At 69.1% G+C, this 21,405-nt stretch carries 17 protein-coding genes and 1 pseudogene; 11 read left to right on the forward strand and 7 right to left on the reverse strand.

The genetic code is table 11. The features are described 5' to 3' along the window. Positions 1 to 548: 548 nt before the first annotated feature. Entirely contained in the window at positions 549 to 1,313 is a 765-nt protein-coding gene (locus AB0E63_RS12475) for an IclR family transcriptional regulator (protein ID WP_360364673.1), read from the reverse strand. Positions 1,314 to 1,447: 134 nt separating this feature from the next. Between AB0E63_RS12475 and AB0E63_RS12480 the strand changes: the two genes are divergently transcribed. From AB0E63_RS12480 to AB0E63_RS12510, 7 genes are all read left to right on the forward strand, one after another. Continuing rightward, positions 1,448 to 2,719: an aldolase gene (locus AB0E63_RS12480; protein WP_360364675.1), complete on the forward strand. Its 1,272-nt coding sequence runs from the start codon at positions 1,448 to 1,450 to the stop codon at positions 2,717 to 2,719. Between the two features lie 9 nt (positions 2,720 to 2,728). Continuing rightward, positions 2,729 to 2,968, forward strand: a complete 240-nt coding sequence (locus AB0E63_RS12485) for a thiamine-binding protein (protein ID WP_360364677.1) — start codon at positions 2,729 to 2,731, stop codon at positions 2,966 to 2,968. Further along, positions 2,961 to 3,323 (forward strand): helix-turn-helix domain-containing protein, encoded by a 363-nt coding sequence (locus AB0E63_RS12490; RefSeq protein WP_360364679.1) that lies wholly within the window; start codon positions 2,961 to 2,963, stop codon positions 3,321 to 3,323. Before AB0E63_RS12485 ends, AB0E63_RS12490 begins: the two co-directional genes overlap by 8 nt. A gap of 97 nt (positions 3,324 to 3,420) precedes the next feature. Beyond that, positions 3,421 to 3,915 carry a 2-oxo-4-hydroxy-4-carboxy-5-ureidoimidazoline decarboxylase gene (gene uraD / locus AB0E63_RS12495; protein ID WP_360364681.1) on the forward strand — a complete coding sequence of 165 codons (495 nt, stop codon included), beginning with the start codon at positions 3,421 to 3,423 and terminating at the stop codon, positions 3,913 to 3,915. Between the two features lie 76 nt (positions 3,916 to 3,991). Further along, positions 3,992 to 4,309 carry a hydroxyisourate hydrolase gene (gene uraH, locus AB0E63_RS12500; RefSeq protein WP_360364682.1) on the forward strand — a complete coding sequence of 106 codons (318 nt, stop codon included), beginning with the start codon at positions 3,992 to 3,994 and terminating at the stop codon, positions 4,307 to 4,309. Between the two features lie 5 nt (positions 4,310 to 4,314). Next, entirely contained in the window at positions 4,315 to 5,220 is a 906-nt protein-coding gene (gene pucL, locus AB0E63_RS12505) for a factor-independent urate hydroxylase (RefSeq protein ID WP_360364684.1), read from the forward strand. Positions 5,221 to 5,229: 9 nt separating this feature from the next. Continuing rightward, positions 5,230 to 6,588 (forward strand): 8-oxoguanine deaminase, encoded by a 1,359-nt coding sequence (locus AB0E63_RS12510; protein ID WP_360364685.1) that lies wholly within the window; start codon positions 5,230 to 5,232, stop codon positions 6,586 to 6,588. 353 nt (positions 6,589 to 6,941) lie between these two features. Here AB0E63_RS12510 and guaD read toward each other — a convergent pair whose 3' ends face one another. From guaD to AB0E63_RS12540, 6 genes are all read right to left on the reverse strand, one after another. Further along, entirely contained in the window at positions 6,942 to 8,225 is a 1,284-nt protein-coding gene (guaD, locus tag AB0E63_RS12515; RefSeq protein ID WP_360364687.1) for a guanine deaminase, read from the reverse strand. Further along, positions 8,222 to 9,121, reverse strand: a complete 900-nt coding sequence (xdhC, locus tag AB0E63_RS12520) for a xanthine dehydrogenase accessory protein XdhC (RefSeq protein WP_360364689.1) — start codon at positions 9,119 to 9,121, stop codon at positions 8,222 to 8,224. The genes guaD and xdhC overlap by 4 nt, the downstream gene beginning before the upstream one ends. After that, entirely contained in the window at positions 9,109 to 11,448 is a 2,340-nt protein-coding gene (gene xdhB, locus AB0E63_RS12525) for a xanthine dehydrogenase molybdopterin binding subunit (RefSeq protein ID WP_360364691.1), read from the reverse strand. The genes xdhC and xdhB overlap by 13 nt, the downstream gene beginning before the upstream one ends. Next, positions 11,445 to 12,890: an FAD binding domain-containing protein gene (locus AB0E63_RS12530; protein WP_360364693.1), complete on the reverse strand. Its 1,446-nt coding sequence runs from the start codon at positions 12,888 to 12,890 to the stop codon at positions 11,445 to 11,447. Before AB0E63_RS12530 ends, xdhB begins: the two co-directional genes overlap by 4 nt. Next, entirely contained in the window at positions 12,887 to 14,812 is a 1,926-nt protein-coding gene (gene uraD / locus AB0E63_RS12535; RefSeq protein ID WP_360364695.1) for a 2-oxo-4-hydroxy-4-carboxy-5-ureidoimidazoline decarboxylase, read from the reverse strand. The genes AB0E63_RS12530 and uraD (AB0E63_RS12535) overlap by 4 nt, the downstream gene beginning before the upstream one ends. Before the next feature lie 130 nt (positions 14,813 to 14,942). Beyond that, positions 14,943 to 16,475 (reverse strand): helix-turn-helix domain-containing protein, encoded by a 1,533-nt coding sequence (locus tag AB0E63_RS12540; RefSeq protein ID WP_360364697.1) that lies wholly within the window; start codon positions 16,473 to 16,475, stop codon positions 14,943 to 14,945. 182 nt (positions 16,476 to 16,657) lie between these two features. Between AB0E63_RS12540 and AB0E63_RS12545 the strand changes: the two genes are divergently transcribed. The 4 genes and pseudogenes from AB0E63_RS12545 (at position 16,658) to AB0E63_RS12560 (ending at position 21,351) form a co-directional block, all read left to right on the forward strand. Then, on the forward strand, positions 16,658 to 17,470 hold the full coding sequence (locus AB0E63_RS12545) for a TIM barrel protein (protein WP_360364699.1): 813 nt from the start codon (positions 16,658 to 16,660) through the stop codon (positions 17,468 to 17,470). Between the two features lie 13 nt (positions 17,471 to 17,483). Beyond that, positions 17,484 to 18,374 (forward strand): annotated as a pseudogene (locus AB0E63_RS12550) (2-hydroxy-3-oxopropionate reductase); the annotation flags it as partial. Then, complete coding sequence (gene gcl, locus AB0E63_RS12555; RefSeq protein WP_360364701.1) at positions 18,374 to 20,149, forward strand: glyoxylate carboligase; 1,776 nt, start codon at positions 18,374 to 18,376, stop codon at positions 20,147 to 20,149. The pseudogene AB0E63_RS12550 and the gene gcl, both read left to right, overlap by 1 nt. Beyond that, positions 20,149 to 21,351 carry a glycerate kinase gene (locus tag AB0E63_RS12560; RefSeq protein ID WP_360364703.1) on the forward strand — a complete coding sequence of 401 codons (1,203 nt, stop codon included), beginning with the start codon at positions 20,149 to 20,151 and terminating at the stop codon, positions 21,349 to 21,351. The genes gcl and AB0E63_RS12560 overlap by 1 nt, the downstream gene beginning before the upstream one ends. Positions 21,352 to 21,405 lie beyond the last annotated feature (54 nt).

The following is a 21,405-nucleotide window of genomic DNA, read 5'->3' on the forward strand; positions in this document are numbered from 1 at the left end:
CCCACCCACCCCCCGGCTTGGCGCCGTGCATCCGTTGCCGGCTGACGCCGGACCTGCGGCTACGGCCGCGGTGCGCTCGCTGCGCTCGCGGTGGCTGCTTGGCCGGCCTTGCTCGCCGGTGGACTGTGGTGGGTGGGGACTGTGGTTGGTTCCGTGGTGAGTGGGACGTGTGGTGAGCCCTCGCGTGCTGCGCGGCCGCTACCTCGTCCCTGCGCTCCTCGGCGCCTCCGCTCTGCGCGCTACCCACCCGCCCCGGGCTTAGCGCCCGTGCATTCGTTCCCGGCTGCCGCCGGGGTCGCACCCGCGGGGCAGTACACAGTCCCCTCGACAGGTGCGATTCGGCGATACCACCGGGCGGTCGCTCGCGCGGTAGCGCGCACGGTCCGGCGTTAGCCGGAAGTCCCGGCGTCAGCCGGAAACGGATATGCCGGCGCTAGCCGGAGGGTGGGCGGGAGCGGCGCGTAGTGCGGCGACGGAGGAGCCGTGCGTAGCACCGCGCGGGGCTGACTCCATTCCCAAGCTCACAACAGTTCCCCGCAACCGCCGTCCTAGCGGAGGTCTTCCGACAAGGACTTGGCGGCTTGGGTTAGGAGGGGGACGGCTCGTTCGACGAGGGATTCGGTCATGCGGCCGGCGGGGCCGGAGATGGAGATGGCTAGGCGGGAGGGGGCGTCGGGGACTGCTACCGCGACGCAGCGGACTCCTACCTCTTGTTCGCCTTCGTCGGTGGCGTAGCCGTGTTCCTCGGCTTGGCGGAGTTGGGCGGTGAAGGCGTCCGGGGTGGTGAGGGTGTTGTCGGTGTGCCTGGGCATGCCGGTGCGGTGGAGGAGATCGCGTACGTCGGACTCCGGAAGCTGGGCCAGGATCGCCTTGCCGACCGCGGTGCAGTGCGGGAGGACGCGGCGGCCGACCTCGGTGAACATGCGCATCGAGTGGCGGGACGGGACCTGGGCCAGGTACACGACCTGGTCGCCGTCGAGCATCGCCATGTTGGCGGACTCGCCGAGCTCGTCGACCAGCCGCGCGAGGTGCGGGCGGGCCCACACACTGAGCATGTGCGAGGAGCTCTCACCGAGCCGGATCAGCTTCGGGCCGAGGACGTACTGCCGCGACGGTTCTTGACGCAGGTACCCGAGGTCGACCAAGGTGCGAACCAGCCGGTGGATCGTCGGCAGCGGGAGGCCGGACGCCGTGGCGAGCTGGGACAGGCCCATCATCCCGCCCGCGTCGGCCATGGTTTCGAGCAGCCCGAACGCGCGCTCGATGGACTGCACGCTGCCGGTGCGGCCCTTGCCGCCGTTCGCTTCCGCCATGGATCCAACCTCTCGAGGGTTTCCGGATGACGGAAGTTTAGCGCCAGATCCCGGAAGGTGGGCACCGTTGCATCTTCCGCAAAGTAGATATTAGTCTCCACAATACGGAACTTCGAGTCCTGGGAGGCGGCCGTATGAGCCTGGAAGATCTGATCGACGAGCTCGATCGGCGGTTGGCCGACGCCGACGCGGCCCTGGCCGCGGACTACCCGGGAGATCGAGGCGCCCGGCAGCCGGTGCACACGGTCTACGTGCCGGCCGACAAGTACGACGGCAACACGGTCAGCGACTGGGGTGCGGAAGCGCGCGCGGCCCTGGAGCAGTACGGCGGGTGCGCGGCCGAGCTGGCCGAGGCACTGGAGTTGCCGCCCGGCCTGGCCGACGAGGTGTACGAGCGTGTCCGCGCCAAGCTCGCTCGAGAGCCGATCGAAGACCTCCGCATCGACTTCGAGGACGGCTACGGGACAAGGTCCGACGAGGAAGAGGACGCCGCCGCCGTAGCTGCAGCCCGCGCACTGACGCAGAGCATGCGAGCCGGTGCGACGGCGGAGGGTGCCGGCGCGGCCGCGCCGTACCACGGGTTGCGGATCAAATCCCTGGAGGCGCCGACGCGGCGGCGGGGGCTGCGGACCTTGGAGCTGTTCGTCCGTGAGTTGTCGGCCGCCGGCGGGCTGACCGATGGCTTCGTGATCACGCTGCCGAAGGTGACGTCGGTCGAGCAGGTCGAGGCGATGGTGACCGTGCTGGCGGCGCTCGAGCGTGAGTACGGCGTACCCGAGTTGAAGTTCGAGATCCAGGTCGAGACCCCGCAGGCGATCCTCGGATCCGACGGGACCGCGTTGATCTCGCGGATGATCAAGGCCGGCGCGCCACGGGTGACGGGCCTGCACTACGGCACGTACGACTATTCGGCCTCGCTCGGTGTGGCCGCGGCGTACCAGAGCATGGAGCATCCCGTCGCCGATCACGCCAAGGACGTGATGCAGCTGGCCGCGGCTGGGACCGGCGTGTTTGTGTCGGACGGCTCCACGAATGTCCTCCCGGTCGGCGACCGCGACGCCGTTCACGCGGCCTGGCGGCTGCATCTGCGGTTGGTACGGCGTTCGCTCGCGCGCGGCATCTACCAGGGCTGGGACATGCACCCGGCCCAGCTGCCGACGCGTTTCGTGGCGACGTACCTCTTCTATCGCGAGGGTCTCAACGAGGCGGCACTCCGGTTGCGCGCGTACCTCGGTCAGGGCGAGTCCGGCTACTTGGACGAGCCCGCGACGGCCGTGGCACTGGCCGGTTTCGTACTGCGCGGTCTCGACTGCGGTGCCGTCGACCCGGTGGAGGTCGACAAGCTCATCGGCGTCGACCTCGCGGCACTTGCACAGTTGGCGCGCCGCCCGGGGCGCGGGCGCTAGCCTCGCGCTATGCGACTGGTTGCGGAGTTCACCACGGAACCGTTCGACGTCGAAGGAACCCCGCCCGCCCACGCCACCGAAGCGCTCCGGGCGGCGCAGGAAGCCGGCCTCGAGTGCGACTTCGGGCCGCTCGGCACGCTGGTGCGCGGTGAGGAGGATCAGCTCCTGCCCGCACTCCCCGGCGTACTGCAAGCCGCGTTCGCCGGCGGTGCGAACCAGGTGACACTGCAGGTACGGCGAGATGCCTGAGCCGCATCCGCTGATCGTCGCGATCACGCCACTCGTCGAGCGGTTGAACGCCGAGCTCGTGGAGCCCGCCGACGCGCGCGACGACGACGTACCGCTCGTCTGGGAAGGCGAGCTGCTGGTTGCCGTCCGTCTCCCGGGCAAACCCGCCGAGGGTGGCGTCCACAGCCTGCTGGCCGAAGTTGCCGACGAGCTCGGCGGGCCGCTGGCCACTCTCAGCCGGGGTCAGAAGCAGCAGGCGGTCCTGCTGCTCGAGGCTCGCGGTGCCTTCGAGTACCGGAAATCGGCCGAGATCGTCGCCGAGGCCCTCGGCGTCACCCGTTTCACCGTCTACAACTACCTCAACCGCGCCCGCTGACGTACGGTTCTTCAACAAACTGTTGACGACGAGCGGGTGGGGTGTCACTCTCTCGTCATACGGAAAGTCGATTTCGGGATTCGAGAAGGTGTGATCCGTGGACCTGCAGGAGTTCAACTCCGCTCCGGCCGACCGGCTGCGTCCGATGCTGGCGGCCTGCTGTGACGTCCCCCGCTGGGTCGACGGGATCCTGGCCAAGCGTCCGTACGGCGACCTCGCCGCACTGACCGCGGTCGCCGACCAGACGCTGCGAGAGCTCGACGACGACGAGGTCGATCGTGCCCTCCAGGCGCACCCGCGGATCGGTGACCGCGCGCAGGGCGCCGGCACCGAGGCCGCCTGGTCGCGGAACGAACAGTCCGGCGTCGGCGACGACCCTGACGTTCGAGAAGCCCTTGCCGAGGGCAACCGTGAGTACGAGCAGCGCTTCGGCCGGGTCTTCCTGATCTGTGCCACGGGTCTGTCGGCGCAGGAGATGCTGACGAGCCTGCGGCAGCGGCTGACGCACGACGAGTCCACTGAGGCCCCCGTCGTACACGAGGAGCTCCGCAAGATCGCGCTGCTCCGCCTCGCCAAGGTGGTGGACGCATGAACGAGCGAAGCGAGTTCATCATCAAGCACAGCGCATCTCGTGTCTCATCCGCGCCCGGAGCGAAGCGAGGACGTGGATGAGCAGCCTCAGTACTCACGTTCTCGACACTGCGCTGGGTCGACCGGCGCAGGGTGTTCCGGTCAGGCTCTACGCCGCCGACGTCGTACTCGCGACCGGTACGACGGATGACGATGGACGGATCGCCGAGTTGGAACCGGCGCTCGCGCCCGGTACGTACCGACTGTGGTTCGACGTCGCCGCGTATGCGGCCGCCTCCGGCCAACACGTCTTCTTTCCGGAGGTCTCCGTGACCTTCACGGTCGCCGACGAGCGGCACTACCACGTCCCGTTGCTGCTCAGCCCGTTCGCCTTTTCCACCTACCGAGGGAGCTGATCGGAATGGCCATCCACCTGGGAGCCAACCAGTACGGCAAAGCCGAGAGCCGCGTCGTCCGGATCTACCGCGACACGCCCCGTCACCAGATCCGCGACCTGAATGTCTCGTCCGCGCTGCGCGGGCAGTTCGAGGCCGCGCACACGACCGGTGACCAGAGCGACGTCCTGCCGACCGACACGCAGAAGAACACCGCGTTCGCGTTCGCCAAGGAGAAGGGTGTCGGCGCGATCGAGGACTACGCGCTGACCCTGGGGGCGCATTTCCTGGACGCCTCGCCGGCGGCGGAGGGCGCGCGGATCGAGGTCGAGGAGTACGCCTGGGAGCGGATCTCCGTCGACGGTTCGCCCCACGATCATTCGTTCGTCCGGTCCGGCAGCGGCGTACGGACGACAGTCGTCAACGTCGAGGGCCGTGGTGACGAGCAGAAGCGGTACGTCGTCTCCGGGCTCCGCGACCTGGTCGTGCTGAAGTCGACCGGGTCCGAGTTCCACGGGTTCCTCAAGGACAAGTACACGACGCTGCCGGAGACGAGCGACCGCATCCTGGCCACGTCGCTGGTCGCCCGCTGGCGTTACGACCACACCGAGGTCGACTGGGACAAGTCGTACGACGAGATCAAGGGACTGCTGCTCGAGCAGTTCGCGAAGATCCACAGTCTCGCCTTGCAGCAGACGCTGTACGGCATGGGTGTGGCCGTGCTGCAGCAGCACCCGGAGGTCGCGGAGATCAAGTTCTCGGCGCCGAACAAGCACCACTTCCTGGTCGACCTGAGCCCGTTCTCGGTGGAGAACCCGGGTGAGGTGTTCATCGCCGCCGATCGCCCGTACGGGCTGATCGAGGCGACCGTGGTCCGGGATGACGCGAGTGACGCCGGTAGTGCGTGGCACGCCGTACCCGGCTTCTGCTGAGGCTTCGCGATGACGACGATCGTGATCGACGGAGCGGCCGTCGTCACTGTCGATCCGGAGCGGCGGGAGTTCATCGGGCATGTGGTTGCTCAAGGCAATCGGATTGTTGCGGTGGGCCCCGGACCCGCACCGGCGTACGACGGGGCGCGGGTGATCGACGGACGCGGATGTCTCGTCACACCCGGCTTCGTCAACACCCATCAGCATCTGTATCAGTGGGTGACGCGCGGTCTCGCCGTGGACGCAACGCTGTTCGGGTGGCTGACCACGCTGTATCCGGTGTGGGAGCGGATCGATGAGGAGTCTGTGCACGTGGCGGCGCAGGCCGCGCTGGCACGGCTCGCGCTGACCGGGTGCACTACGGCGGCCGATCATCACTACGTGTTCCCGCGCGGGGGTGGTGATCTTCTCGGCGCGGAGATTCGCGCCGCGGCCCAGGTCGGGTTGCGATTCCATCCGGCTCGGGGGTCGATGGATCGCGGTCAGAAGGATGGCGGGCTGCCGCCGGACTCGGTGGTCGAGGACCGCGACGAGATCCTCGCCGCTACCGAGGCCGCGATCGACCGGTGGCACGATCCCGCACCGGGTTCGATGCTGCGGATCGTGGTCGGACCGTGCTCGCCGTTCAGCGTGAGTGGGGACCTCATGCGCGAGGCGGCCGAGCTGGCGCGGCGCCGGGGCGTCCATATGCACACGCACCTCGCCGAGACCACGGACGAGGGCGATTGGTGTCGCGAGACGTTCGGCTGCACGCCTCTGGAGTACGCCGCTCAACTCGGGTGGACCGGCTCCGACGTGTGGTTCGCGCACGGTATCCACTTCGACGACTCCGAAATCAAGCAGCTCGGTCAGACCGGCACGGGTATCGCGCACTGCCCCAGCTCCAACGCGCGCCTCGGTGCCGGCATCGCCCGCGCCGCCGACCTCCGCGCCGCCGGCAGTCCCGTCGGTCTAGGCGTGGACGGTGCCGCCAGCAACGAAGCCGGCAGCCTGGTCGAGGAACTCCGCCACGCCTTACTCTTCGCCCGAGCCCGCGGCGGTCCCCAAGCCCTGGACGTCCGTGCCGCCCTGGAAATGGCAACCCTGGACGGCGCCCGAATCCTGGGCCGCGAAGCCGAGATCGGCTCCCTGGAACCCGGCAAGCTAGCCGACTTAGCCGTCTGGCGCCTGGACACCCTCGAACACGCCGGCATTCCCGACCCAGTAGCCGCCCTGGCCCTAGGCACACCCCCACCCCTGGCCCTCCTCCTGGTGAACGGACACCCCGTCGTAGAACACAACACAGTCCTCACCATCGACGAGGAAGCCCTAGCCACCCAGGTAGCCAAGACCCAACACCACCTGACCACCAAGCCCAGCAGCACCTGACCGCCAAGCCCCGATAGCTCCCGGCGGCCCGCCCGGCCAGGGGACATCACCAGATCCCGCGGACCGGCGGCGGACCCGCAGTCAGCCAACCTCCTCACTACGTTTCGCCGGACCGCCAGGCCATCACAAACCCGCGAGTGCGCCCGGCTCCAGGCGCGAGGTGCCGCGACGGCGTCGATCGTGATGGCCTGGCGGTCCGGACCTCCACCACTCACCAAGCCGCCATCGCCCGCCCCAGCACCGCTCAGCGCCGTGCCCGCGGCGCCCAGCCGACCGGGTTGATGAGTGGCGCAGGTCCGCTTGCCGCACGAGAGCCCCGACGCCTGGTGGGGTCGGGGCTCTTGTGCGGGTGGCTAGTGGTGGAGGAGGTGGCCTTCTATCCAGACTGCTTGGACGTCGGCGGGGGTGCCTAGGGTGAAGATTCTGGAGAGGGTTTCGTCGGCGTCGTTGGCGTGGGCTACGCCTACGGCTAAGGGGGAGCCGTCGGCGGGGCGGAGGAGTTGGGCGTCGAAGCGTTTGCCGACGCTCAGGTCGCCGACCTCGGTGTTGAGGCCTAGCGCCTCTGCGCCCGCAAGAGTGGCCAGGTAGAGCAGGTGGGCCGAGCTGAGCGCGAGCCCGTGGTCCGCGAGCAACTGCTGGGCGAAGTACGCCTGCAGCCCCTCCTTCAGCAGCGAGAACCCGGTGCCGGCGCCGACGTCCGACCCAAGAGCCACGCGTACGCCGTGCTGCAGATGCCGACTCAGTGGGAACAGACCGCTCCCGAGCGCGGCGTTGCTGGTCGGGCAATGGGCGACCGCCGCGCCACCAACCCCGAGCATCTTGAGCTCGACGTCGGTCGGGTGGACGTTGTGCGCGAGCACGCACCGCCGGTCGACCAGCCCGTGCCGGTCGTACGTCGTCACGTAGTCACAACCTCCGAAGAGATCGGCGACCGTGGCGATCTCGGCCTCGTTCTCGTTGACATGCGAGGTGAACAGCGCACCCGGGATCGCGTCCATCAGGTCACGGCAGGTGGCGAGGAGCTCATCCGTGCACGAGAGCGAGAACCGCGGCGTCACGGCGTACCGGTTCCGCCCGACGCCGTGCCAACGGTTGGCCAAGGCGAGCGACTCGGCATATGCGCGGACCGGTGTGGTCAGCAACTCAGGTCGCAACAGCCGGTCACTCAGCACGAGCCCGCTGGTGATCCGCAGTCCAAAGCCGGAGGCAGCGTTGAAGAGGGCGTCCATCGCGTCGGCGTAGTGCGCCCCGAATACCAGCGCCGACGTAGTCCCGGCCGCCGCGAGCCCGCGGACGAACTCAGCCGCGACGCCGGTGGCGTATGCGACGTCCGCCATCCGCGCCTCCTCGGGCAGCGCGTACCGATCGAGCCACTCGAGCAGCGGCAGCCCGAGCCCGCCGACGGCCCGGATCTGCGGGAAGTGCACATGCGTGTCCACGAAGCCGGGCAGTACGACGCCGCCGCTCAGGTCGATGACCTGCTCGGCCGGATGCGCCTGCCGGATCTCCAGGAAGGGGCCACGGGCAATGATCACTCCCTCCGTGACCAGCAGACCGGCGTCGGAGTCGACCCGCAGGCTCCCGCCGGTGAACGGGTTGTCCGGAGTATCGAGGAACGTGCCTCGGAAAATGGTCATGCCTTCGCCTCACGCTGGGCCGGCGCGGGGCGACGCTCGGCGGAACGGGCCGACGCGGTGTTCCGCTCGGCGGGTTGAACCGGCGCGGCAGTGTGGCGCTCGGTGGTGAATTGCTGCAGGAGCCAGGCCGCGACGCTGACCGCGATCACGGCCGGTTCCTTGCCGGGCAGGTCGGGGAGTCCGATCGGCGTGATGATGCGGTCGATCGCAGCCTCGGAGTTACCGTCCTCGGCGAGCTTGCGCCGGAATCGCGTCCACTTGGCACTGGATCCGATCAGCCCGATCGTTGCCAGCTGCTCGTTGCGAATCGCGGCATCGCAGAGCGCCGCGTCCTCCGCATGATCATGCGTCATCACCAGCGCATGGGTCCCCGGCGGCAGCTCACCGACCACCAGCTCCGGCAGGACCGGCACGTTGTGCACATGCACCTGAGCGACCGCGTCATCCAGCACCACAAGGCGCTCATCAGTCAGCTGATCGGCCCGCGAATCGACCAGATGAAGCTCGATGTCGTGCCGAGCCAAGATCCGCGCGAGCTCCAGTCCAACATGCCCGATCCCGAAGATCGCGACCGACGGCACCACCGGCAACGGTTCCAGCAACAGCTTCACCTCACCACCACAACACTGAACCCCATGCTGGTACGGCGCTTTGTCCGACAGCGCGACCTCGAGCACCTCAGGCGACGAAGACCCGGACGCGATCAGCTCACGAGAACGTTCGACGGCCAAGGCCTCCAGGTTCCCGCCCCCGACCGTCGACCAAACGTTGTCCGAGGCAACGACCATCTTGGCGCCGGCCTCCCGCGGTGCGTGCCCGCGGACCGACATCACCGTGACCAGCACGCCGGGCCGGCGCCCGGAGCGCAGCAGCTGAACGGCTTTCATCCATTCCATGAGTCGCCACCCCGTGCTCGATCGAGCGCCCAGTAGACGGCCTCAGGTGTGGCCGGCGACGGCAGGTCGACGCTCGTACCCGCGGGCCCGAAGGCAGCCGCGGCCTGGCGCAATGCCTCGCGGACCGAGAAGGCCAGCATCAGCGGCGGCTCGCCTACGGCCTTCGATCCGTAGACCGCGCCGTCCTCGTGTGCCTTCTCCAACAGCCGGACGTTGAACACCTCGGGCATCTCGGAGAACGAAGGCAGCTTGTAGGTACTCGCCGCCTGCGTAGCCAGCCGTCCGCGCCGCTCAGTCGAGCTCTCATCCCAGCGCAGATCCTCGAGCGTCAGCCAGCCCGCCCCCTGGACGAATCCGCCCTCGATCTGACCGATGTCGATCAGCGGGCTCAGACTGTCGCCGACGTCATGCACGATGTCGACCCGCCGGAGTGTGTAGGCGCCGGTGAACCCGTCCACCTCGACCTCGGAGGCTGCAACGCCGTACGCGAAGTACTTGAACGGCTCGCCGTGCATCGCGTTCGCGTCCCAGTGGAGTCCCTCGGTCCGGTAGAACCCGGCCGCCCACAGCTGCACCCGCTGCAGGTAGGCGGCGCGGACGAGCTCGTTCCAGTCCAGCCCGTCACCGGACAGGCCGCGTACGACGCCGTCGACGAAGCGCACGTCGTGTGGGCTGATCCCGAGGCGACCGCCCGCGACCTGCGCGAGCCGTTCCTGGATCTGCTCACAGGCGTTCTTGATCGCCGCACCATTCAGATCCGCACCCGACGACGCTGCCGTCGCCGAGGTGTTCGGCACCTTGTCGGTCCGCGTCGGAGCGAGCCGGACCCGACCGAGCGGAACCCCGAGCGTGGTGGCCGCGACCTGCAGCATCTTGGTGTGCAGGCCCTGCCCCATCTCCGTTCCGCCATGGTTGATCAGCACCGACCCGTCCTTGTAGACGTGAACAAGAGCGCCGGCCTGGTTGAAGGTGGTCAGGTTGAACGAGATGCCGAACTTCACCGGCGTCATCGCCAACGCGCGCTTCACATGAGCGTGCGAGGCGTTGAAGGACGCGATCTCGGAAGCCCGGCGTACGACGTCCCCACCGGCGAGCACCTGGCTCCAGCAGGAGTCCAACCGGTCCGCGTGGCGCACGGGTTGCCCGTACGGCGTCGAGTCGCCAACTTGGTAGAAGTTCCGCCGACGCAGCTCGAGAGCGTCGTACCCGAGCAGCGGCGCGCACCGGCCGAGGATGTCCTCGATCACGAGCATTCCCTGCGGCCCGCCGAACCCACGGAACGCGGTCTGCGACGTCTTGTTCGTCTGCGCGATCTGTCCCTCGACGCGGACGTTGGGGATCTCGTAAGCGTTGTCGATGTGGCACATGGCTCGCGCCAGCACCGGCTCGGACAAGTCGAGGCTCCAGCCGCCGTCCGCGGTCAGCGTGGCGTCGAGCGCCACCAAACGGCCCTCTGAGTCAAAGCCCACCCGCCACGAGCTGTGGAACCCGTGCCGCTTGCCGGACATCGTCATGTCCTGCGTGCGGTTGAGCCGCAACCGGACCGGCCGACCGGTCAGCGTCGCACCGAGCGCCGCGATCGCGGCGAAGCCGTGCGGCTGCATCTCCTTGCCGCCGAAGCCGCCGCCCATCCGAAGGCACTGCACAGTCACCGCATGGCTGGCCAGACCGAGCACATGCGCAACAATCTCCTGCGTCTCCGACGGGTGCTGCGTACTGCTCTGCACGAAGATCTGGCCGCCCTCGTCGACCAGAGCCAGCGCCGCATGCGTCTCCAGGTAGAAGTGCTCCTGCCCGGCGAACTCGAGCTCGCCACTGAAGACATGCGCCGCGGAACTGAGTGCAGCATCGACATCGCCACGCTCCAGGTGCCGCCCGATGCCCTGGAAGCTCTTGGCCGCGATCGCCTCGCGCACCGTCACGAGGGACGGCAGCGGCTCGTACTCGACCTCCACCGCCAGCGCCCCGAGTCGCGCGGCCTCCAACGTCTCCGCGAGCACCCAGCACACCGCGTGCCCGTTGAACATCACCTCACCCGGGAACAACGGCTCGTCGTGCTTCACCCCAGCGTCGTTCACCCCCGGTACGTCGTCCGCCGTCAGCACCCGCACCACACCAGGGACGTCGTACGCCGGTTTCACCCGAAGTGCCGTGATCCGCGCATGCGCGTGCGACGACTGCACCGGCCAGGCGTGCAGGACATCGCGCGTCCGTTGCACGAGATCGTCGGTGTAGAGCGCAGCACCCGTGACGTGCAGCGCCGCGCTCTCATGCGGCATCGGTACGCCGACAACAGCCTGAGCCGGCCGTTCGGACAACGAGCTCATGCGCTCGCCTCCTCTCCAGCAAAGTAGAAGCGGAGCAACGACTGGCCGAGCATCGCCGAGCGGTACGACGCACTCGCCCTGTGATCGTCCATCGGCGTACCCTCCCCAGCCATCACCCCGGCCGCCTCGCGGACCGTGAGTTCGGTCCACGGCCGACCGATCAGCGCGGCCTCGGTGGCGCGCGCCCGCAGCGGCGTGGCCGCTACCCCGCCGAGCCCGATCTTGGCCTCACGGACGACGCCGTCCACCACGTCCACGGCGTACCCGATAGCGACGCTCGAGATGTCGTCGAAGCGCCGCTTGGCGATCTTGTGGAAGGCGATCAGTGGGGCGAGCGGCAGCGGAAACACGATCGTCCTGATCAGCTCATCGGCGGCCTTCACGGTCTGCCGGTAGCCGGTGAAGTAGTCCGCGAGCGGAACCACGCGCTCACCTCTGCGAGACGCGAGTACGAGGGATGCGTCGAGCGCGAGCAGCGCGGGCGGAGTGTCGCCGATCGGCGACCCGGTCCCCAGGTTGCCGCCGATGGTGGCGCCGTTGCGGATCAACCGGGACGCGAACTGCGGAAACATCTCGGCCAGCAGCGGTACGCGCCCGGCCAGCCGCCGCTCGATCTCGGTCAGCGTCAGCGCCGCGCCGATCCGGACCTCGTCCGGCCCGAACGCGAACTCCCGCAGCTCGGCCAGCCGGTCGACGGCAACGGTCAGCGGCGGCCGCGAACCGAAGATGTTCACCTGTACGCCGAGATCGGTCGACCCGGCCACGAGCTCCGCATCCGGCCGATCCGCCAGCAGACCGAGGACAGCGTCGAGCGATGCCGGCCGGACGAACTCAGCCTCACCGGACGCCATTCCGGTAGTCGCGGGCGGGGGCGGCGGCGAGTCCTGGCGGACGGCGAGCGCGTCGTTCTCGGCCGGGTCGCCGAGTGCGTACGCCGCGTCCCGGATCGGCCGGTACCCGGTGCAGCGGCACAGGTTCCCGCTCAGTGAGTGCAGGTCGAATCCATTGGGGCCGTGCTCGTGATCTTCCGTGGTGGACGTCGTACGGCCGGGCCGGTAGTACTCGGCGGCCATGCTGCAGACGAAGCCCGGAGTACAGAAGCCACACTGCGAACCACCCCGGACGGCCATCTCCTCCTGCACCGGGTGCAGCTCCGCCGGCGATCCCAGGCCCTCGGAGGTGACGATCTCCTGGCCGTCCAGCGCGGCGATCGGCAACAGACACGCGTTCACCGCGGTCCACTCGGTCGGGCTGTCGATGCCGGGCCGTGCGACGAGCACCGAGCAGGCGCCGCACTCACCCTCGGCGCAGCCCTCCTTGGCGCCGGTCAGGCCTCGGTCGCGGAGCCAGTCCAGCACGGTGGTGTGTACGGCGACGTCGCCGATCGCGGTGTCCTCGCCGTTCACCTTCAGAGCCGGTGCACGGAGTGCTTGAGTGGTCATCGGTTACTGCTCCAGCGTGTTCTTGCACTATGGATCGGGTTGGCGTCGGAGAGGAAGTCGTCGAACCGGTATCCGGCGATCTTCGCGATCTCGAGCAGCGCGGCGGCGTGTTCCTGGTTCTCGCAGTTGTCCAGGCGCTCCCGGCCCTGCTCGACGATCCGGGCGAACGAGTCCGCGTCCCGGACCGAGATCACCAGCGGGAAGCCGAACCGCTCCCGGTACGCCTCGGTGATCGTGGCCAGCTCGTCACGCTCCGGATCGGCGAGGAAAGTGAGGCCCTTGTCCGACTGGTCGCGCAGCGACGCCTCGCCGCTGAGGCCCTCGGCGACGAACTGGGAGCCGAGCTGCGGGTACGCCTCGATCAGCTGCCGCTGCTCGTCGTGCGAACCGGAGAACAGAGCCTCTTGGAAGGACCGGCGCAGTGCGTGGGTGTCAGCGAAGGGGCGCATGTCCCAGGCCCGCTCGACCGCCCAGCGCGGACCCTGGAAGAGGCCGGCGAACGTCTCGACGAACTCCTCGCGGCTCATCTTGTTCACCTGGTCCAGCCGGACCGAGTCACCCGGCTGCCCGGCGACGGCTGGTCCGTAGTCCTTGCCGACGTGGTGGAACAGGATGTTCAGGCCGATCGCGGTCAGGCTGCCCAGGGTGATGCCGCTGCCGAAGATGATCTCGGCCCAGCCCGGCACGGCCTGGGCGACCTGCGGCTGCGCGGTGACGTACATGGCCAGGCCGACGCTGGTCGCCACGATGACGACGTTGCGGTGGTCGTGGAAGTCGACCTTGGCCAGGGTCTGGAAGCCGACGACGGCCACGGTGGCGAACATCGCCAGCGCCGCGCCACCCAGTACCGGGTGCGGGATGCCCGCAACGACCGCGCCGGCCTTCGGCACCAGGCCGAGCAGGATCATGATCCCGCCGGCCGCCGCGACCACCCAGCGGCTGCGGATCCGGGTCAGCCGGACCAGGCCGACGTTCTCGGCGAAACACGTGTAGGGGAAGGAGTTGAAGACGCCGCCGATCGTGGTGGCCAGGCCGTCGGCGCGCAGCGCACGGGCGATGTCGTCCTTGCCGATCCGCTTCTCGACGATCTCGCCGGTGGCGAACACGTCACCGGTCGTCTCCACCGCGGTGATCAGCATGACCACGACCATCGAGATGATCGCCGCGATCGAGAACTTCGGCCAGCCGAAGTAGAACGGTGTGGTCACGCCGACCCAGGCCGACTCCCCGACCGCGCCGAAGTGCGCGTCCCCGAAGGCCCAGGCGACTGCCGTTCCGACGACCAGGCCGGCCAGGACGGCGATCGTGGCCATGAAGCCCTTGAAGACCCGCTGGATCAGCACGATCAGGCCCAGCGTGCCCAGCGCGTAGGCCAGGTTCTTGCCGCTGGTCGGGTCGGCCGTCGGGCCGGCGCCGCCGACCGCGTCCCCGGCCGCCACCGGCAGCAGCGCCAGGCCGATGATCGTGATCACCGAGCCGGTCACCACTGGCGGGAAAAACCGGATCAGCTTGCTGAAGTACGGCGCGATGAAGAAGGTGGCCAGACCGGCGACCAGTACGGCGCCGTAGATCACCAGCAGCCCGCTGGTCCCGCCGCCCGCGGCCAGGCCGATCGCGATCATCGGCGACACCGCCGTGAACGTGACGCCCTGCAGCAGCGGCAGCCGGACACCGACCTTCCAGAACCCGACCGACTGGATGATCGACGCGATACCGCAGGTGAACAGGTCCGCGTTGATCAGGTGGATGAGTTGCTGGGTGGTAAGCCCGATCGAGTTCGCCAGCAGGATCGGTACGATCACCGCTCCGGCGTAGAACGCGAGTACGTGCTGGGTGCCGTAGACGGCGAGCTTGCCGACCGGCAGAACCTCGTCGACGGGATGGCGGCTGGCGCGGCGGCTCGGTCGCAGGGTGGCCTTCATCGGGTCACGCTCCTTGGCGTCGTGAGGTTTGACCTGCACGCCAGCATCGGCTCATCGCGACCGCGATTGCACCCGATGAACCTCCGAAGTTGAACCGTGGATGAACCCTAGGCTTTGGAGGATCACACAATCAGAGCGATTTGAGGGCCAGGAAGACGTCGACCCGGTCCTCGAGGGTCGACAGATCGCGTCCGGTCAGTTGCTCCACGCGTTCGATCCGGTAGCGAACGGTGTTGACGTGCAGATGCAGCGACTCCGCCGTACGGGCCCACGAACCCGAGCAGGCGAGGAATTCCTGCAGGGTTGTGAGCAGGTCGGCATGGGTTCGGCGGTCGTGCTCGAGCACCGGCCCGAGCACCCGGTGCGAGTACGTACGCCGTACGTCGTCGGGCAGCGTCGCGAGCAGGAGCACGTGGGACGCGACCTCGTCCGAGGTGACCACCGACACCGGTGCCCGCCCAGCGCCGGCGGCCCGTTGAGCGAAGCGTGCTTCCTCGAGGGCACCGGCCAGCGCGTCGACCATGGTCTCGCCACTGATCCCGACCGCGAGCCGGCCGCGATGGAGCCCGGGCGCGAGCCGGCCGAAGGCCAGGCGGAGCTGCTCAGGGAGCCCGGGTGTGGAGGGGAGGAAGCCGACCAGCAGACCGTCGCGGCCCGGCGCGACCACGGCCGGTCCCACCGTCAGCGCGACGTCCTCCAGCAGGCTGAGCGCGACCTCGCTCGGCCCGTCGTCCCGGAGTTCGGTCACCGCGACCACCATCGGCCGCTCCGCATGGGATCCGGCCTGCCGGAGCCGCGCGGAAACCTCCGCGTGCGGTGCTCCGGACTCGACCAGCGCCAGCGCATCCGCCACCAGCGGTCGCAGGGCCCGGCGCCCTTCGTCCCGCCGGGCGCGGTCCAGCGAGGCGATCGCGCACAGTTCGTGCACGGCCTCGACATGATCGCCGGACCACTCCGTGTGGTCGCCTTCGATCACCAGCACCCACGCCGTCAACCGGTTGCCCAGCCCCGAACCGACCGGGAACAGGCTGTACGACCCGTCGCCCACCGTGGCCACCGCGGGGGTCCGATCGGCCGTCAGGAACCGCCGGGTGACCGCGTCGAGCGTCGCGTCGTCGAGCTCACCAGGCCCTGGTACGACGTGGCGCCCGGTCGGAGTGAGCACTCGGCAGTCGTGGCCGATCTCGGTGGAGATCCGGGCTGCGAGCTCGTCGAGACTGCGGCCGGCCGCGATCGACGACAGCAGCTGGCGCTGACGGACCAGACTCGCGGACAGTCGGGCCCCGGTCTCGGCCGATCCGGCGGCAGCGACGTACTCGGTGACGTCGGCGAACGCGATCTCGATCGGCACCTCGACGAGCGTCACCTCGTGCCGGTGGCAGGCCTCCAGCAGGTCGGCCGGCACCTCGCCGAGCAACGCCTTGCCGGCCAGGATCGTGGTGGCGCCGCGGCCGGCCATCGAGGCGACGAACACCTCGCTGTCCGCGGCTCGCCGGCGCCAGACCAGGCCGGTCAGGACCACCTCGCCGCCGTTCAGGTAGCGGCCGGGTTCGAGCAGGTCGGTGGTGACGAGCCGGCCGATCGGGCGGTCCAGCACCCTGCCGGCCGAGTGCAGCAGGCGAAGCCCGAGCTCGGGCGCGTCGAGCAGTTCGGCCAGCAACACGACGTACCTCCCTCGGACCCGGGGTGTTTAGAGGAACGTACAACGCGCGCCCGCACGTGAGACAGCGTTCCGGCCGGCTGCCCCTGAGCTTGGCCGGAGGGTTGACGCTCCCGACCTGGGCGTCTTATGGTCATTTCGCAGAACAGAAATCAACTTCCGCAATACGGAAACTTGGAGTTGTGATGAGCCACCCGCTGCGCCACACGGTGAACTGCTCGCTGCTGTTCACCGAGCTGCCCTTGCTGGAGCGGCCGGAGGCCGCCCGGCGCGCCGGTTTCAGCGCCGTCGAGTTCTGGTGGCCGTTCGTCGAGGCCGTGCCGCCGGACCGGCAGGTCGACGCGTTCGTGACCGCGATCGCCGACGCCGGCGTTCAGCTGACCGGTCTCAACTTCGTCGCCGGCGACATGCCCGGCGGCGACCGGGGGCTGGTGTCCTGGCCGAAGCGGTCGAGCGAGTTCCGCGACAACGTCGACGTCACCGTCGGGATCGGCGAGCGGCTCGGCTGCCAGGGATTCAACGCCCTCTACGGCAACCGGGACGACGCGAGCTCCGAGCGTGAGCAGGATGACCTCGCGGTCGAGAACCTCGCGCTGGCCGCCGGTGTGGCGGGCCGGATCGGTGCCACCGTGCTGGTCGAGCCGGTCAGCGGCGCGGACCGGTACCCGCTGCGGACCGCGGCCGACGCGCTGGGCGTGATCGATCGCGTCCAGGCGGCGTACGACGTACCGAACCTCGGCCTGCTCGCGGACCTCTACCACCTCGCGGTCAACGGCGACGACGTCGACCAGGTGATCGCGGACCACACCGACCGGGTCGCGCACGTCCAGATCGCCGACGCACCAGGCCGCAACGAACCCGGCACCGGCACCCTCCCGCTCGACCGGCAGCTCAGCGCCCTCGCGGCGAACGGCTACACCGGCTGGGTCGGACTCGAGTACAAGCCGTCCACCAGCACCGACGAAAGCTTCGGCTGGCTGCCGTTCGACCGCCGCTGACACCCCTAGGAGACCTCACATGACGAACCTTGCTTTCATCGGCCTCGGGATCATGGGCAACCCGATGGCTGTTCACCTGGTCAACGCCGGTCACTCCGTGGCCGGTCTCGACCGGAGCCCGGAGCGGACCCAGACCCTCGTCGACGCCGGCGGCCGCGCGGCCGCCTCGATCGCCGACGCGGTCAAGGGCGCCGACGTGGTCTGCGTGATGGTGCCGGACTCGCCCGACGTCCAGGACGTCCTCGAGGGCGAGGACGGTGTCTTCCAGCAGGCCGAGACCGGCACGCTGATCATCGACTTCTCCAGCATCCGCCCCGACGTCACGCAGCAGCTCGCCGAGCAGGCGCGGGCGCTCGGCTTCCGGATGCTCGACGCGCCGGTCTCCGGTGGCGAGGCGGGCGCCAAGAACGCCGCGCTGTCGATCATGGTCGGCGGTGAGGCGGACGACTTCGCCACCGCCAAGCCGCTGTTCGACGCCGTCGGCAAGACCGTCGTCCACGTGGGTCCGAGCGGGTCGGGTCAGACCGTCAAGGCCGCGAACCAGCTGATCGTCGCCGCCAACATCCAGGCCGTGGCCGAGGCCGTGGTCTTCCTGGAGGCGTACGGCGTCGACACCAAGGCGGCCCTGGAAGTCCTCGGTGGTGGCCTGGCCGGTTCCGCCGTACTGAACCAGAAGAAGGAGAACATGCTGTCCCGCTCCTTCCAGCCCGGCTTCCGGATCGACCTGCACTACAAGGACATGGGCATCGTCACCGCGGCCGCGCGGGAGGCGGGTGTCGTCGTACCGCTCGGCGCCCTGGTGGCCCAGCTGGTCGCGTCCGCCCGGGCCAACGGCGACGGCGGTCTCGACCACTCCGCGCTGCTGCGTGGCGTGGAGCGCCTGTCCGGAAAGGCGATTGGCTGATGGCCCGCATGCGCGCGGTCGACGCCGCGGTTCTGATCCTGGAGAAGGAAGGGTCCACGCAGGCGTTCGGGCTGCCCGGCGCCGCGATCAACCCGTTCTACAGCGCGATGCGGCAGCACGGCGGCATCAAGCACGTGCTTGCCCGGCACGTCGAGGGCGCCTCGCACATGGCCGAGGGCTACACCCGGGCCAAGGCCGGCAACATCGGGGTCTGCATCGGTACGTCGGGACCGGCCGGAACCGACATGATCACCGGCCTGTACTCGGCGTCGGCCGACTCGATCCCGATCCTGTGCATCACCGGCCAGGCGCCGGTCGCCAAGCTCCACAAGGAGGACTTCCAGGCGGTTGACATCGCCTCGATCGCCAAGCCGGTCGCGAAGTGGGCGGTCACCGTGATGGAGGCCGCGCAGGTGCCGGGGACGTTCCAGAAGGCGTTCCAGCTGATGCGCGACGGTCGTCCGGGTCCGGTGCTGATCGACCTGCCGCTGGACGTGCAACTGGCCCAGATCGAGTTCGACATCGAGACCTACGAGCCGTTGCCGGTGTCCCGCCCGGCGGCGACCCGGGCGCAGGCCGAGAAGGTGCTCACGATGCTGGCGGCCGCCGAGCGACCGCTGATCGTCGCCGGTGGCGGGGTCGTCAACGCGGACGCGGCTGACCTGCTGGTCGAATTCGCGGAGCTGACCGGGATTCCCGTCGTACCGACGTTGATGGGCTGGGGCACGCTGCCGGACGACCACCCGCTGATGGCGGGCATGGTGGGGCTGCAGACGTCGCACCGCTACGGCAACGCGACCATGCTGTCCTCGGATCTGGTCCTCGGTATCGGCAACCGCTGGGCCAACCGGCACACTGGCGGTCTGGACGTGTACCGGGGCGAGCGGAAGTTCATCCACGTCGACATCGAGCCGACGCAGATCGGTCGGGTGTTCGCGCCGGACTACGGGGTCGTGTCGGACGCTCGCGCCGCTTTGGAGATGTTTGTCGAGGTGGCGCGTGAGTGGGCTGCCGAGGGCAAGTTGGCCGACCGGTCCACGTGGGCTGCGGAGTGCCGCAAGCGGCGTACGGAACTGCAGCGGAAGACGCACTTCGATGTGGTGCCGATCAAGCCACAGCGCGTGTACGAGGAGATGAACCGGGCATTCGGGCCGGACGTCCGCTACGTCAGCACGATCGGGTTGTCGCAGATCCAGGCCGCGCAGATGCTGCACGTGTACCGGCCGCGGCACTGGATCAACGCCGGTCAGGCCGGGCCGCTCGGGTGGACCGTGCCGGCCACGCTGGGGGTCGCGGTCGCGGATCCCGACAGCACGGTGGTGGCGTTGTCGGGTGACTACGACTTCCAGTTCCTGATCGAGGAACTGGCGGTCGGGGCGCAGTTCAACATCCCGTACATCCACGTCGTCGTAAACAACTCCTACCTCGGGCTGATCCGGCAGGCGCAGCGCGGGTTCGACATGGACTTCTGCGTGCAGCTGTCGTTCGAGAACATCAACAGCCCCGAGGTCAACGGGTACGGCGTCGACCACGTGAAGGTCGCGGAAGGCCTTGGCTGCAAGGCGTTGCGGGTGTTCGAGCCGGACGGCATCCTGCCGGCGCTGGAGCAGGCCAAGAAGCTGATGGTCGAGCACCGGGTCCCGATCGTGGTCGAGGTCATCCTGGAGCGCATCACGAACGTGTCGATGGGCCTGGAGATCGACAACATCGTCGAGTTCGAGGACGTGGCCGAGGTCCCCGAGGACGCACCCACCGCGCTCGCGCTGCTCGACTGATGTTCCGGGTGATTGTTGCCTCTGACAAGTTCAAGGGCAGCCTGACCAGCGCCGAGGTGGCGACCGCGGTCGGCGTCGGACTCCGCCGAGTCCACCCCGACACCACCGTGGTCCCCATCCCAGTAGCCGACGGCGGCGACGGCACGTTAACCGCCGCCGTCACCGCGGGCTTCACGCTGGTCCCGGTAACCGCCACAGGCCCCACCGGCGAACCAGTCCCCACGGGCTACGCCCACGACCCCGTCCCCGCCGCGCCAACCAACGGGCGCGGCGCCGGGGCGGCGTCCGCGCGTGGAGGCTCCGGTACTCGCGGCGAGTCCGGTGCTTGTGGTGATGTCGCGGTTGTGGAGTTGGCTGATGTTTGTGGGCTGGTTCGGCTGCCGGGTGGGCGGCGGGCGCCGATGGGTGCCAGCTCTCGTGGGGCCGGCGAGGTGATTGCGGCGGCTCTTGACGCGGGGTGCCGGAAGATCACCCTTGGGATCGGCGGTAGCGCGTCCACCGACGGTGGGGTCGGCCTCGTCCAGGCGCTGGGTGCGCGGCTCGTGGGTGGGGATCTGGCCAGCGCGACCTCGCTCGACCTGACCGCGCTGCGCCGGCGGCTGGAGGGGGTGGAGGTTGTCGTTGCCTGCGACGTGGATAACCCGCTGACCGGTCCTGATGGTGCCGCTGCCGTTTACGGTCCGCAGAAGGGCGCCGACCAGGCGCAGGTGGCCGAGCTTGATGCCCGACTGAGTCGCTGGGCCGACCTTGTGGCGCGGGAGACCGGGAAGGATCTCCGTGACGAGCCCGGGGCCGGCGCGGCGGGTGGGGTGGGGTTCGCCGCGCTGGCTCTGCTGGGTGCCGAGCTCAGGCCGGGGATCGACCTCGTGCTCGAGTTGGTCGGCTTCCACGAGCAGCTCGCCGGCGCGGATCTGGTGATCACCGGAGAAGGTGCCCTGGACGACCAGACGCTGCATGGCAAGGCGGTCGCGGGTGTCGCGGCGGGAGCGAAGGACATTCCGGTGGTAGCTGTCTGCGGCGTCAATCACCTGGAGCCTCAGCAACTGCGCAACGCTGGGGTACGGGCGGCGTACGCGCTGACTGAGTTGGAGCCGGACGTCAACCGGTGCATCGCCGAACCGCGGCCTCTGCTGGAGCGGATCGGGGAACGGATCGCGGTGGAGCACCTTACGATGACAGCAACCGAGAGGGGCATCGCATGAACGAGCGAAGCGAGTTCATCGTCAAGCACAGTGCGCCTCGTCGCTCATCCGCGC

The organism is Kribbella sp. NPDC026596, from assembly GCF_040638415.1.
Classification (GTDB): domain Bacteria; phylum Actinomycetota; class Actinomycetes; order Propionibacteriales; family Kribbellaceae; genus Kribbella.

Coding starts and splice junctions, on each gene's coding strand:
- guaD (WP_360364687.1), bottom strand. CDS start 8,225: ATGACCATTTTCCGAGGCACGTTCCTCGATACTCCGGACAACCCGTTC.
- AB0E63_RS12475 (WP_360364673.1), bottom strand. CDS start 1,313: ATGGCGGAAGCGAACGGCGGCAAGGGCCGCACCGGCAGCGTGCAGTCC.
- uraH (WP_360364682.1), top strand. CDS start 3,992: ATGAGCAGCCTCAGTACTCACGTTCTCGACACTGCGCTGGGTCGACCG.
- xdhB (WP_360364691.1), bottom strand. CDS start 11,448: ATGAGCTCGTTGTCCGAACGGCCGGCTCAGGCTGTTGTCGGCGTACCG.
- AB0E63_RS12560 (WP_360364703.1), top strand. CDS start 20,149: ATGTTCCGGGTGATTGTTGCCTCTGACAAGTTCAAGGGCAGCCTGACC.
- xdhC (WP_360364689.1), bottom strand. CDS start 9,121: ATGGAATGGATGAAAGCCGTTCAGCTGCTGCGCTCCGGGCGCCGGCCC.
- AB0E63_RS12485 (WP_360364677.1), top strand. CDS start 2,729: ATGCGACTGGTTGCGGAGTTCACCACGGAACCGTTCGACGTCGAAGGA.
- AB0E63_RS12530 (WP_360364693.1), bottom strand. CDS start 12,890: ATGACCACTCAAGCACTCCGTGCACCGGCTCTGAAGGTGAACGGCGAG.
- AB0E63_RS12490 (WP_360364679.1), top strand. CDS start 2,961: ATGCCTGAGCCGCATCCGCTGATCGTCGCGATCACGCCACTCGTCGAG.
- pucL (WP_360364684.1), top strand. CDS start 4,315: ATGGCCATCCACCTGGGAGCCAACCAGTACGGCAAAGCCGAGAGCCGC.
- AB0E63_RS12480 (WP_360364675.1), top strand. CDS start 1,448: ATGAGCCTGGAAGATCTGATCGACGAGCTCGATCGGCGGTTGGCCGAC.
- AB0E63_RS12510 (WP_360364685.1), top strand. CDS start 5,230: ATGACGACGATCGTGATCGACGGAGCGGCCGTCGTCACTGTCGATCCG.
- gcl (WP_360364701.1), top strand. CDS start 18,374: ATGGCCCGCATGCGCGCGGTCGACGCCGCGGTTCTGATCCTGGAGAAG.
- uraD (WP_360364695.1), bottom strand. CDS start 14,812: ATGAAGGCCACCCTGCGACCGAGCCGCCGCGCCAGCCGCCATCCCGTC.
- AB0E63_RS12545 (WP_360364699.1), top strand. CDS start 16,658: ATGAGCCACCCGCTGCGCCACACGGTGAACTGCTCGCTGCTGTTCACC.